Origin of the sequence: Marinobacter manganoxydans MnI7-9, assembly GCF_000235625.1 — a bacterium.
Classification (GTDB): Bacteria; Pseudomonadota; Gammaproteobacteria; order Pseudomonadales; family Oleiphilaceae; genus Marinobacter; species Marinobacter manganoxydans.
The window spans coordinates 39,078-50,684 of sequence record NZ_AGTR01000002.1 but is presented as its reverse complement, the minus strand read 5'-3'; the positions used below and the strand labels follow the sequence as shown (position 1 = coordinate 50,684).

The following is an 11,607-nucleotide window of genomic DNA, read 5'->3' as shown; positions in this document are numbered from 1 at the left end:
CCAACAGGAGCCATCATGAGCCGTACTGTTTTCTGCCGCAAATACCAGAAAGAACTGGAAGGCCTGGACTTCCCGCCCATGCCCGGCGCCAAGGGCCAGGACATTTTCGAGAACATCTCGAAGCAGGCCTGGGAAGAATGGCAGGCCCAGCAGACCATGCTGATCAACGAAAAACACCTGAGCCTGATGGACCCCAACACCCGCAAGTACCTGCAGGCGCAGATGGAACATTTTTTCAACAACGAACCGTTCGACAAGGCCGAGGGCTACGTTCCACCGGAACAATAACCCCGGATTGATCAAAGCCTGAGCATGCCTGAAAAGATTCAGAAATTTTTCCGGCCTAGCCTTGACTCAAAACATCGAAACCGGTTTAATAGCGCCCCGTTGCACAGCAGTAGCGCAACATGCCCGGATAGCTCAGTTGGTAGAGCAGGGGATTGAAAATCCCCGTGTCGGTGGTTCGATTCCGCCTCCGGGCACCATTAAGAATTCAGACAGAACCCGCCTTGTGCGGGTTTTGTTGTTTCTGACGCCCTAGAAAGCCGACTCATGCTGGGATTCTTTGGGCATTGCTAGTCCTGGGATCAATGCGCTCTTCCATCAACCGTCGCTCACACATGGCCCTTTTCAGTTCCGAGTAATTGGTGGGGCTCGGATCTTCTTTGTAGCGCTCCTGGGCCAGTCTCGCCAGGTCGCACTTATCAAGCCACTTCTCAATCAACTCTGCAGTCTTCATAGCCACCTCGTTTCGTTGAATTTACCCGGTCAGCATAAAGTCTCTGCCACAGAGCTATCTCGGTTGTTTTTCGCATGAATTGTGGCGAAACATGGAGTGCATTGAGGATCAGAAATGAAAAAGCCCGCTTCATGCGGGCTTTGGAGAGTCTACCAAGTTTTGCCGGTTACTCACTAACCACCGTCACCGGACGATGGGAATGCCTGACGACCTTCTCGCTCACACTGCCAAGAGTGAGGCTTCTCAACGTAGAGTCGCCGCGGCGCCCCAGAAACATATGGGAGCCGGGATGTTCATCGAGGTACTCGACGATTTCCTTGGCCGGATCACCCTTTAGCAGGACTTCTTCCGCCGGCTCAACAATCCCGCTTACCGCCTGCTTCGCGGCATCAAATGCCTTGCGTCCGTATTCGCTGGCTTGTTCGTCAATGTCACTCTGCGGTATGCCACTTACGATCAGTCTCTCGAGCTTGGTACCGGGGAAGACGGCAAGCAGTTTGAGTGGCTGGCTCGTCGCTTTGGCAAACTCTGCTGCCATTTTGGCGGCGTGTGATGAATGCTCCGAACCGTCACACGCGACTACGATGCTTTGATTTCCATTTGCCATGTCATCAACTCCTTTCCTGATCAATGTTTAACCAAACTAACATTGCTGCGGCCATACGAGGGTTGATTGAAATCAATTACAGCGGGATCGGTTTTATGGTCGAAGCGCATTTGTACCTATTGCCGGAACCTGTGGCACCATTAATCCTTGCGCTGCCGAGACGGCAATTGATGACAAGGAGTGATTGAAATGCTGATGGCCATTGGGGCGATCATTGCAGGCCTGATTCTGCTGGTGTGGAGTGCGGACAAATTTGTGGAAGGCTCGGCTACCACAGCCAGCCACTTCGGTACGCCACCACTGCTCATCGGTATGGTTGTGGTGGGTTTCGGCACGTCTGCGCCAGAGATGGCCGTGTCTGCACTGGCGGCCTCGCAGGGTAATCCCGGTCTGGCTCTGGGCAACGCCTATGGCTCAAATATCACCAACATTGCGTTGATTCTGGGCATCACAGCCCTGCTGGCGCCGATCGCCGTTCACTCCCAGGTCATGCGAAAGGAGCTACCCATTCTCATTCTGGTCACCGCCTTTGCCGGCTGGCAACTGTGGGACGGAGATCTGAGCCGGATGGATGCCATCGGTCTGATGCTGGCTTTCGTTGTACTGATTGGCTGGAGCATCTACCAGGGCCTTCGGCAACCAGACGATGCTCTCGCTACAGAGATGACCGAAGAAGTGAACGCAATGCCAGTGCGCAAAGCCATTTTATGGCTGGTGGTCGGACTGCTGCTGTTGATTATCAGCTCCCGCATACTGGTGTGGGGTGCGGTTGATCTGGCGACCACCTTTGGCATCAGCGATCTGGTTATCGGCCTGACCATCGTGGCCGTTGGTACATCACTTCCGGAACTTGCCTCATCCATCATTGCCGCCCGCAAAGGAGAGCATGATCTGGCCCTGGGCAACATTCTGGGTTCCAACCTGTTTAACACCCTTGCCGTCGTGGGGATTGCAGGACTGATTGCCCCCATGCCGGTGGCGCCAGAAGTGCTCACCCGTGACTTCCCGGTAATGGCTGCCCTCACCCTGGTTCTGTTTGCCATGTGCTATGGCTTCCGCGGGCCCGGACGTGTCAACCGGTTTGAAGGGAGCGCCCTGCTACTTGCCTTCGTGGCTTATACCGTGTATCTGTTGGCTTTTTCGGGAGCGTAAATCATGTCACTTGCAGCCTGGCTGACCTTCCTTGTTGCAGCCGTTCTGATCAGTGTGTCCCCGGGTGCAGGGGCGATCAATACCATGAGTAATGGTATGCGTTACGGCGTTCGCCGATCGCTGCCGGCAATCATGGGGCTGCAGCTTGGTTTTGGCATCCAGATTCTGCTGGTGGGTGCCGGCCTCGGCGCCATCATCGCGTCCTCCAACATCGCCCTGTCGGTTATCAAATGGCTGGGTGTTGCCTACCTGATCTGGCTGGGCATTTCTAAATGGCGAGAGCCTGTGATGGAATCCATGGACGATGACCGTCAGCCCGTTAGCGGGTACAAGCGGTTCTGGAATGCCGTGTTCGTGAACCTCACCAACCCCAAGGCCACGGTCTTTCTGGTGGCCCTGTTTCCACAGTTTCTGGTAGCAGGCGCACCCCATGGCCCGCAGTTGCTCACCATGGGCATCACACTGATTCTGGTGGATTGCCTGGTAATGCTCGGCTACGCCCTGCTGGCAAGCCAGCTGTTCCGGTTTATGACCACAGCCCGGCGCCAGCGGCAGATGAACCGCGTATTTGGCGGCCTGTTTGTGACCGCCGCTGTCGCCCTGGCCAGCTTCAAGCGCGCCTGATATCAGCCTGAATCAGCGCAGGATGCACTCGCGGCTCAGCTTTTGGCTGAGCGTCCTGCGCTGCTGCCGGAGACTGTTCCCCCGGTCGTTGCTATAGCCCGCCCGCAGTTTAGACTGGATCCGCTCCAGTTTGCTTCTATAGGTTGCGCAGGTCTTCTCCAGCTCGGCATCGGCCTTTTCTTTTGCCGTTGCTCCGGAGCCCGTCGGGCGACCGGAGGCAAGCAGGCCTTCAACCTCTTTGCGGATTCCTGACACGCGTTTGCCTTGCCCGAGATTCTCGGACATCGGCACCGTGACAGGCGCCTGCACGTCAAGCTGCTTATGGGGAATTTCTCCCGGCGGGTAATCGGAAAAATGCGCTACGCCCCGGCTGTCTATCCAGGTGTATACCTCGGCACTGACTGCTGAAGTGAGAAATAAAGACAAAACAAGACCAGCCATCATCCTTGGCATACGGTTCCACTCCCTGTGGTTCGGTAATTTGGTGGGGCAGTATAGCGAAAAAAGCCCCAAGCTTGGGGGCAGATAGGCTAGGGGCCAGATGAACACCTCATCCGACCCCGATTTCGGTTTTACTGGTCGAGAAGCTCGATCCAGTGCTGCACCGGCACCGGCGACTTGGTTTCCAGGTGCATCTGGCAACCGATATTGGCGGTCACGATGCGGTCCGGATTGTCGACGGTCAAAGCCTTCAGTTTGTTACCAAGCAGCTTCTGGCTCATCTCCGGCTGGGTCACCGAATAGGTGCCCGCAGACCCACAGCAAAGGTGCTTGTCCTTGGTCGCAGCCAGGTTAACACCCGCCCGTGTCAGCACCTGCTCCACCACACCGTTCTGCTTCATTGCGTGCTGCAGGGTGCAGGGACAATGGAATGCCACCTTGCCCGGGTCCTGCCGGACCTTGAGCTTTTCCAGATCCTGTTTCAGCAAAAAGGCGCCGAGATCGGTGCACAGTTCGCTCACCTTCTGGGCCTTGGCGGCATAGACCGGATCGTCCTTCAACAGATGACCGTAATCCTGAACCATCGCCCCGCAACCGGAAGCCGTCATGATGATTGCCTCAGCACCCGCCTCGATAGCGGGCCACCAGGCATCAATGTTCTGGCGCATTCTTTCCAGGCCTTTCTCGTGCTCGGAAAGGTGATAATTCACGGCACCACAGCAGCCAGCCTCCGGGGCTTCCACCATGGTAATGCCGAGCCGATCCAGAACCCGGGCGGCGGCTGCATTGGTATTCGGAGTGGCCGAAGGCTGCACGCAACCGGCCAGTGCCAGCACAATACGGCTGTGACTGGCTGCAGGCCAGGGGCTGGCCTGCTTTCTGGGCGGCACCTTGGTGCGCAGTTTTTCCGGTAATACCGGGCGGAAAACCTGCCCCAGACGAAGCAGAACACCGAACAACTGGCGGTTGGGAATCACCCGCGCCAGGGCCCAGCGCAGCCACTTGTCTTTCGGCTCCCTGGGCATCTCCTTTTCCATCAGACCGCGGCTGATGTCCACCAGACGCCCATACTGGACACCGGACGGACAGGTGGTCTCACAGCTGCGGCAAGTCAGGCAGCGGTCCAGGTGCTCGCGGGTTTTCTCGGTAACTTCCGCCCCTTCCAGGAACATCTTCATCAGGTAGATCCGGCCACGAGGACCATCACGCTCATCGTTCAGTTCCTGATAGGTCGGGCAGGTCGCGGTGCAAAAGCCACAATGCACACAGGCCCTCAGGATCGACTCGGCTTCCTGGCCTTCCTTGGTGTTAGCAAATTGTTGAACCAGATTCGTCTGCATAATTACAACCAGCTGTATAAACGTCCGGGATTGAAGATATTGTCCGGATCAAAGGCATTCTTGATGCGGCGCTGAATGCCCTTCAGGGCCTCCGGCTGGTGATGCATCACCTCACCGGTGCGATCGCCACCACGGAACAGGCTGACCTGGCCACCGGCAGCTCGGGCCGCAGGCTCCAGATCTTTCAGCTCACCGGCGCCACGGAACCAGCGCTGGGAACCGGCCCAGTCGATAAACCAGTTACCTTCCAGTTTCGGTGTGGCAGCTGTCGAACCAACGGAGAAGCGCCATAAAGGCACGTCGTTACCGGCAAAAAATTCGTGACGCATATCCTGCACCTGTCGCCAGAAGTGGTCGCCCTCTTCCATCACTTCGCCGGACCACTTTTCAGCGGTGGCTTCCACACCGGATTTCGCACCGGCCAGGCGCAGGTAAACCTTGCCGTCCACCCAGCAGGCGGCGGTGATGGGCTTGGGCTCGGCCGCCCGGCTGTTCATATAGTGAACCACCTCGTCCATGCCCATTTCCTGAACCAGGGTCAGGGAAGCGGCCGGTTTCGGCATCACTTTCATGCTGATTTCAGTGATTACGCCCAGAGTTCCCAGGGCACCGGCCTGAAGACGTGATACGTCATAGCCGGCCACGTTTTTCATGACCTGACCACCAAAGCGAAGATGTTCGCCCTTGCCATTGAGCAGCCGGATACCCAGCACCTGGTCACGCACCGAGCCGGCCCAGGGGCGTCCCGGACCGGAAAGGTTACAGGCCAGGGTGCCGCCGATGGTGGAGGCGGCACCAAAATGGGGTGGCTCAAAATGCAGGCACTGACCTTCTTCAGCCAGAGTCGCCTCGATTTCGCTCAGCGGCGTACCGGCACGGACGGTCAAAACAAGCTCCACCGGGTGATAGTCAACGATACCGGTATGCTCGCCCACGTTGAGGGTTCCGGCATCGGTGTCGGCTTCCCGGCCCATAAAGGCCTTGGTGCCACCGCCGACAATATTGAGTTTGTGCCCGCTCTCCCGGGCCTGGAGCACCTGCTCCTTCAACTGTTGGGAAATATCAGCCATGGGCGGCTTCCGTATGTTCGTGCGTGTGTTGTTTGTGCTCAAGGGAGCGGTATTCCTGGCAGAACCGAAGGGCCGGTACGCCCTTGCCCGGGTTCAGGATACCGGCGGGATCAAACGCGGCCTTTACGTCGTGGAACTGCTGGAGCTCCTCATCGTTGAACTGCACTGCCATCTGGCGAATCTTTTCAACGCCAACGCCGTGTTCACCGGTAATGCAGCCACCTACCTCCACACACATTTCCAGGATGCGTGAACCGAAGGCCTCCGTGCGCTCGAATTCGCCGGGCACATTCGCATCAAACAGGATCAGCGGGTGCAGGTTGCCATCGCCGGCATGGAACACGTTGGCGACGCGCAGACCAAACTCCTCGGACATCTTCTCCATTTCCGTCAGAACATAGGCGATCTCACGACGGGGAATGGTACCGTCCATGCAGTAGTAGTCCGGTGAAATCCGGCCCACGGCCGGGAACGCAGACTTACGGCCTTTCCACAGCAGGGCTCGCTCTTCCTCGCTCTGAGAGGTCCGAACCGAAGTGGCACCCAGCTTTCGGAAGACTTCTTCGGCCTGGGCAATGTGTTCGTGAACTTCCTCCTCGGTGCCGTCCACTTCACAGAGCAACAACGCCTTGGCGTCCCGCGGGTAGCCGGCCTGGGCGAAGTCATCCGCTGCGATGATGGCGTGGCCATCCATCATTTCAAGGCCACCAGGGATAATGCCGTGGGAGATAATCCCGCCCACGGCGTCACCACCTTTCTGCACGTCATCAAACCCGGCCATGACAACCTGGGCTACTTCGGGTTTCGGCAACAGCTTCACTTTGACTTCCGTCACCACACCCAGCAGCCCCTCGGAGCCGGTCATCAGCGCAAGCAGGTCCATCCCACAGCCGTCCAGACCATCACTGCCCACGGTCACGACATCACCCTCGGCGGTGACCATTTCCACGCTCAGGATGTTGTGAACGGTCAGACCGTACTTGAGGCAATGCACGCCGCCCGAGTTCTCGGCCACGTTACCGCCAATGGTGCAGGCGATCTGCGAGGAAGGATCTGGCCCGTAATACAGACCGTACTGGGCCGCTTCTTCGCTGATGGCGAGGTTTCGCACCCCGGGCTGCAGTCTTGCCGTTCGGGCCAGCGGATCAATCTCCACGATGCGATTGAACTTGGCCAGCGACAGTACCACGCCCTCCTTGTTGGGCATGGCACCGGCACTGAGTCCCGTTCCGGCTCCACGGGCCACCACAGGTACCGCGTTCTCGTTACAGATGCGCATCACCCGCTGCACCTGTTCAACGGTTTCCGGCAGCACCACCAGCAACGGCATTTCGCAATACATCGACATGCCGTCGCATTCGTAGGGCTTCATGGTTTCGTCATCGGTGATGACGTAGTCCGGGTCGATAAACGCCCGGAACTGCTCCGCCAGCTCGGCTTTGCTGACTTTCGGCTTGGTAGTCATAGCACTCTCTGGGTTCGAATTACGTCAGTGTGACAGTCATCAACCGCGTTTTGTTTCAAAGTGGTCAAGACCGGCCTGGGCACAGTCCATATCCTGCTGGGGGGTACCGGAACTGATTCCGATACCACCCACCACTTCGCCGTCGACGATCACCGGCAGACCACCGCCAACAGAGCTGATGCGCCCGCCAACTTCGGTGTGGATACCGAAAGCGAGACTGCCGGGCACGTTCACCTTGTTGTAGTCATGGGTGGCTTTCTTGGCCGCAGCCGCCGTGAAGGCCTTGTCCTGGGCAATGGTCACACTGGTGATCTTGCCGCCGTCCATGCGCTCGAAGGCCACCAGATTGCCGGATTCGTCCACCACAGCGATGCACATGGGCACACCGATTTCACGGGCCTTTTCAGCCGCGCCCTCAATGAGGATGCGCGCCTCGGCAAGGTCCAGTCGTTTGATCGTCAACATAAAGCTTTACTCCTTGATTTGATTAACCGTAAACCAGCCCTGGCAGCCAGGTTACGATGCCGGGGATCAGGACACACATGAACAGTCCGAACGCCTGAATCGCCAGGAACACCAGGGAAGACTTGAAGATGGTACCCATGGAGATTTCCGGAGGACAAACGCCGCGGATGTAAAACAGTGCGTAACCAAACGGCGGACTCAGGAAAGACATCTGCATGTTCACCAGGTACAACACACCGAACCAGAGCACCACGTCGTCACCGGCTACCGGCGGGAAGCCGAACAAGCCAGGGAATTCCAGCGCCTTCACAATCGGAATGAAGATGGGCACTGCCAGCAGCAGGATACCAACCCAGTCAAGGAACATACCCAGAACCACCAGCAAGACCATCAGCAGGAGCAGGATCCCGTACGCCGACATGCCGGTTCCAAGTATGGCGTCGGTGACAAACTGCTGACCACCCTGGAGGATGTAGAAACCGACGAATACCGATGCACCGAACATGATCCACAGAACCATGGCAGACGCCTTGGCCGTGGTCACGGAGGCTTCGCGAAGGCCGGCAATCGAGAACTTCTTGTGCATCATCGCAACGATAATGGCACCGAACGAACCGATACCAGCCGCTTCAACCGGCGTGGCAATACCACCGAAAAGCAGGCCCAGAACCAGACCAACCAGTGCAAGGGGTGCAATCAGGTTGCCCAGAAGCTTGAGCTTTTCTTTCAGACTGATCCGGTCTTCCACCGGAATGGGCGGGCCCAGCTTCGGATTCAGCCAGCTGCGCACCAGAACATAAGTCAGGTACAGACCGGAGAGCATCAGACCGGGCAACAGAGAGCCCAGATAAAGCTCGCCCACAGACTGCTGTGCAACAACGGCATACAGAATGGCCAGAATCGAAGGCGGAATGAGGATACCCAGGGTTCCACCCGCCATGATGGAGCCGATGGCAATCTTGTGGTCGTAATGACGTTTCAACATGGCCGGCAGTGCGATAATGCCCATGGTGACAACGGCGGCACCGATAACACCGACCATCGCAGCCAGAATCGTAGAGGCGACAATGGTTGCAGCAGCAAGGCCGCCACTGATGCCGCCCATCCACTTGTAAACCACGCTGAACATTTCTTCGATCAGGCCCGCGCGTTCAAGCATCGACGCCATGAAGATGAACAGAGGGATCGCAGCAATGTCGGGGTTTGCCATCAACGGGAAGATCCGGCCGGGGACAATGTTCAACATCATGGCGTCACCCACCAGGTAGATGAACATGACACCAAGACCACCGGTCACGAAAGCAAGCGGCAGCCCCATCATCAGGGCGACAGCCAGAGATCCAAACATCAGGTAGGTCAACGGCCCGATTTCGACGCCGGACAAGCTACCCGAGAGCTTGAAGAGGAATTTGTCATCACTCCATGGGTCATAAAAGAGAATGTTGATCAGTTCAACACAGATGACAAACGCCAGACCCACGGTGGCGATGATCATTAACCATGTACCCAGTTTTCCGGCCATGCCGCTGCTGGGCGCTGCAGTTGTTGTACTCATGATGTGCGCTCCTGACCGAGACGGATGAACAGTACGATGTCTTTAAGCAGCTTCGAAAAGCCGGCGAGCAGCAACAGGATTGCGCCCACAAACATCACGCCTTTCACGGGGTAATACTGGATACCCCAGGTCTCGACAGTGGTCTCTTGCATCATCAGGGAGTCCTGGAAGAAGGTCCAGGATGTGGTGGCCAGAACGGCTGCAAATATGAAGAAGAACATGGAGGTGAAAATATCCATGCCCACGCGCCCGCGAACCGGCAGGAAGTTGTAGACGACGTCTACCCGAACGTGCGCTCCGTGCAACAGCGCAAAGGCACCGGCAAGGATGTACTGCATACCGAAGATCAGGAAGCTGGCCTCATGCACCCAGATCGTTGGCATGTTAAAGATGTATCGCATCACCACTTCAAAGAAATAGAAAAGCACGGCGTTGATGGTCCAGAACGCAACGAAAAGACCTGACTTCTCGCACATCCAGTCAACGATTTTCGTAAACCAGTTACCCTCGTACTCAAAGTGAGCAAGAGGATCATCTTCTTCAGACTGCAGCTCGGAAACCGTTTTCTCGGGCTCGGCGTCATCTCCGCCGTGCTTACTGCTCCACTTATCCCAAGCCATCATGAGCAATGGCATTACCGCAAGCCAGCCCCAGTAGAACCAGTGCGGCAAAACAAAGCCAAAGGAACTCAGATCAGACATGTTGTTACCACCCAGATCAAAGAGCGAGGAAGGGAGGGCTAATCCTTAGTCGGCTAACCCTGCCTTCCTCGTGTGTCGTTTTTTATTTGAGCTTTGGAACTCAGAAGCCCTTGATGTCTTCTTCGGTTATGTAGCCAACCGTGTCGTTCATCATGTACTTCAGCTGGATATCCAGGATGGCGCGCGCGTCATCATTCTTGTTGGCCCAGTTGAACCAGATGGGGATCGCAGCTTTACGCCAGGTTTCCAGATCTTCCTGGCTCAGGCGGGTAACCGTGTCGCCATCCGCCTTGAACTTCTCCATCGCCTCGATGTTGCGCGCCTGGATGGCCAGGTAGTGCTTCTGGGAGTAGATCCGAACCTCGTCCTCAACCAGCTGCTGAAGCTCAGGCGAGATAGAGTTCCAGGCACGCAGACTGACGGTCAGATCCATCAGGTCCACCGGCTGGTAGATAGACATCACGCCGGGAGGTCCAAAGATGATGTAGTCAGTAACCTGGGAGAAGCCCAGCTCGTAGTTGACCGCAGGACCTACAAAGTCCGCCGCGTCAATGGTGCCTTTTTCGAGAGCCGGGAAAATATCCGAGCCCGGCAGACTGACCGTGGACACGCCAAACTGCTGGAAAACCTCGGCAACCATGCCTCCGGGTACGCGGATCTTCATACCTTTCAGGTCGTCAAGACTGTTTACCGGCTGCTTGGAATGGATGATGTTGGCATCGTGCTGGATCGGGCCAACGTAGAACAGGCCGAACTTCTTGTAGATTTCCCGGGTCTTCTCGAGCATACCCATGGAGTAGAACATGGTGTCCCACTGATGGGGCTGATCCGGACCCGCTGGGTAGGAAGACAGGAACACAGAGGCAGGGATCTTGCCCGCCCAGTACAGGGTGAACGGGTTCATACCCTGCAGCACGCCGTTACGAACAGCGTCAAACAGCGCGTTGTTGTCGGCAGCAACCGCCTTGGCCGGGAAGCACTGGAACTTGAGCTCTCCGCCGGACTTGGCCTCAATACTCTTACACCACTCCTCGAAGAGCGTGTAGCCCACCGTACCCGCGTCCCAGGTCGACTGGATTTTCCACGTGGTAGCAGCTTGGACCTGACCTGCGCCCATGAGCATTGCGCCTGCCAGAGTGGCGCCCATGGCGATTGTCTTGAGGAAACTTCTGCGAGGTGGGGTCTCGCCAGTGTCACAGCTATTTCGGATGTTATTCTTCGAATTCATCGAAACGTCTCCGTTGGCTTTGTTTTTATCAGCGTCTATGGCAACGCCGGCGCAGGCCGACATTAGAATGATATTCGTAGCCAATCCGGGTTTAGTCCAGTTCGGTGAGCACTGGTCTGACCAGTTTTTGAAGTATTAAAAATGGACGAAATACTCTGAATCGGCCATATTTAACGGGCTCGGACGCACATCAGCTGAGAACGGAAACACCTACAATCAG

13 protein-coding genes and 1 tRNA gene are annotated in these 11,607 nt (G+C 56.8%); 4 read left to right on the top strand and 10 right to left on the bottom strand.

What is annotated here, in order from left to right; genetic code table 11:
• The first annotated feature begins 15 nt into the window (after positions 1 to 15).
• Together KYE_RS00545 and KYE_RS00540 are read left to right on the top strand one after the other, a co-directional pair.
• Entirely contained in the window at positions 16 to 288 is a 273-nt protein-coding gene (locus KYE_RS00545) for an oxidative damage protection protein (RefSeq protein WP_008169302.1), read from the top strand.
• Positions 289 to 409: 121 nt separating this feature from the next.
• Positions 410 to 485 (top strand) — tRNA-Phe (locus KYE_RS00540).
• Positions 486 to 550: 65 nt separating this feature from the next.
• On the opposite strand, the gene KYE_RS00535 is transcribed toward KYE_RS00540, so the two are convergent.
• Together KYE_RS00535 and KYE_RS00530 are read right to left on the bottom strand one after the other, a co-directional pair.
• Positions 551 to 739 (bottom strand): hypothetical protein, encoded by a 189-nt coding sequence (locus tag KYE_RS00535; RefSeq protein ID WP_008169300.1) that lies wholly within the window; start codon positions 737 to 739, stop codon positions 551 to 553.
• Between the two features lie 166 nt (positions 740 to 905).
• On the bottom strand, positions 906 to 1,346 hold the full coding sequence (locus KYE_RS00530; protein ID WP_008169297.1) for a universal stress protein: 441 nt from the start codon (positions 1,344 to 1,346) through the stop codon (positions 906 to 908).
• Between the two features lie 189 nt (positions 1,347 to 1,535).
• Here KYE_RS00530 and KYE_RS00525 point away from each other — a divergent pair, with 189 nt between their 5' ends.
• Both KYE_RS00525 and rhtB read left to right on the top strand, forming a co-directional pair.
• Entirely contained in the window at positions 1,536 to 2,498 is a 963-nt protein-coding gene (locus KYE_RS00525) for a calcium/sodium antiporter (protein WP_008169295.1), read from the top strand.
• Between the two features lie 3 nt (positions 2,499 to 2,501).
• Positions 2,502 to 3,122 carry a homoserine/homoserine lactone efflux protein gene (rhtB, locus tag KYE_RS00520; protein ID WP_008169293.1) on the top strand — a complete coding sequence of 207 codons (621 nt, stop codon included), beginning with the start codon at positions 2,502 to 2,504 and terminating at the stop codon, positions 3,120 to 3,122.
• Positions 3,123 to 3,134: 12 nt separating this feature from the next.
• Here rhtB and KYE_RS00515 read toward each other — a convergent pair whose 3' ends face one another.
• From KYE_RS00515 to dctP, 8 genes are all read right to left on the bottom strand, one after another.
• Entirely contained in the window at positions 3,135 to 3,575 is a 441-nt protein-coding gene (locus KYE_RS00515; RefSeq protein WP_008169290.1) for a DUF4124 domain-containing protein, read from the bottom strand.
• A 119-nt stretch (positions 3,576 to 3,694) separates the two neighbouring features.
• Positions 3,695 to 4,903 carry a glycolate oxidase subunit GlcF gene (glcF, locus tag KYE_RS00510; RefSeq protein WP_008169287.1) on the bottom strand — a complete coding sequence of 403 codons (1,209 nt, stop codon included), beginning with the start codon at positions 4,901 to 4,903 and terminating at the stop codon, positions 3,695 to 3,697.
• Positions 4,904 to 4,905: 2 nt separating this feature from the next.
• Positions 4,906 to 5,973 (bottom strand): glycolate oxidase subunit GlcE, encoded by a 1,068-nt coding sequence (gene glcE / locus KYE_RS00505; RefSeq protein ID WP_008169285.1) that lies wholly within the window; start codon positions 5,971 to 5,973, stop codon positions 4,906 to 4,908.
• Positions 5,966 to 7,438 (bottom strand): FAD-linked oxidase C-terminal domain-containing protein, encoded by a 1,473-nt coding sequence (locus KYE_RS00500; RefSeq protein WP_008169283.1) that lies wholly within the window; start codon positions 7,436 to 7,438, stop codon positions 5,966 to 5,968. The genes glcE and KYE_RS00500 overlap by 8 nt, the downstream gene beginning before the upstream one ends.
• Before the next feature lie 39 nt (positions 7,439 to 7,477).
• Positions 7,478 to 7,903 (bottom strand): GlcG/HbpS family heme-binding protein, encoded by a 426-nt coding sequence (locus KYE_RS00495; protein WP_008169282.1) that lies wholly within the window; start codon positions 7,901 to 7,903, stop codon positions 7,478 to 7,480.
• 22 nt (positions 7,904 to 7,925) lie between these two features.
• Positions 7,926 to 9,458 carry a TRAP transporter large permease gene (locus KYE_RS00490; protein WP_008169280.1) on the bottom strand — a complete coding sequence of 511 codons (1,533 nt, stop codon included), beginning with the start codon at positions 9,456 to 9,458 and terminating at the stop codon, positions 7,926 to 7,928.
• A complete protein-coding gene (locus KYE_RS00485; protein WP_008169278.1) occupies positions 9,455 to 10,159 on the bottom strand; it encodes a TRAP transporter small permease subunit in 705 nt (234 codons plus the stop codon). Before KYE_RS00485 ends, KYE_RS00490 begins: the two co-directional genes overlap by 4 nt.
• Before the next feature lie 100 nt (positions 10,160 to 10,259).
• Complete coding sequence (gene dctP, locus KYE_RS00480; RefSeq protein ID WP_008169277.1) at positions 10,260 to 11,306, bottom strand: TRAP transporter substrate-binding protein DctP; 1,047 nt, start codon at positions 11,304 to 11,306, stop codon at positions 10,260 to 10,262.
• Positions 11,307 to 11,607: the final 301 nt, after the last annotated feature.

Excerpts from the sequence above, each read along its gene's own strand:
- KYE_RS00545 (WP_008169302.1), top strand. The coding sequence starts at position 16 with ATGAGCCGTACTGTTTTCTGCCGCAAATACCAGAAAGAACTGGAAGGC.
- KYE_RS00535 (WP_008169300.1), bottom strand. The coding sequence starts at position 739 with ATGAAGACTGCAGAGTTGATTGAGAAGTGGCTTGATAAGTGCGACCTG.
- KYE_RS00530 (WP_008169297.1), bottom strand. The coding sequence starts at position 1,346 with ATGGCAAATGGAAATCAAAGCATCGTAGTCGCGTGTGACGGTTCGGAG.
- KYE_RS00525 (WP_008169295.1), top strand. The coding sequence starts at position 1,536 with ATGCTGATGGCCATTGGGGCGATCATTGCAGGCCTGATTCTGCTGGTG.
- rhtB (WP_008169293.1), top strand. The coding sequence starts at position 2,502 with ATGTCACTTGCAGCCTGGCTGACCTTCCTTGTTGCAGCCGTTCTGATC.
- KYE_RS00515 (WP_008169290.1), bottom strand. The coding sequence starts at position 3,575 with ATGCCAAGGATGATGGCTGGTCTTGTTTTGTCTTTATTTCTCACTTCA.
- glcF (WP_008169287.1), bottom strand. The coding sequence starts at position 4,903 with ATGCAGACGAATCTGGTTCAACAATTTGCTAACACCAAGGAAGGCCAG.
- glcE (WP_008169285.1), bottom strand. The coding sequence starts at position 5,973 with ATGGCTGATATTTCCCAACAGTTGAAGGAGCAGGTGCTCCAGGCCCGG.
- KYE_RS00500 (WP_008169283.1), bottom strand. The coding sequence starts at position 7,438 with ATGACTACCAAGCCGAAAGTCAGCAAAGCCGAGCTGGCGGAGCAGTTC.
- KYE_RS00495 (WP_008169282.1), bottom strand. The coding sequence starts at position 7,903 with ATGTTGACGATCAAACGACTGGACCTTGCCGAGGCGCGCATCCTCATT.
- KYE_RS00490 (WP_008169280.1), bottom strand. The coding sequence starts at position 9,458 with ATGAGTACAACAACTGCAGCGCCCAGCAGCGGCATGGCCGGAAAACTG.
- KYE_RS00485 (WP_008169278.1), bottom strand. The coding sequence starts at position 10,159 with ATGTCTGATCTGAGTTCCTTTGGCTTTGTTTTGCCGCACTGGTTCTAC.
- dctP (WP_008169277.1), bottom strand. The coding sequence starts at position 11,306 with ATGGGCGCCACTCTGGCAGGCGCAATGCTCATGGGCGCAGGTCAGGTC.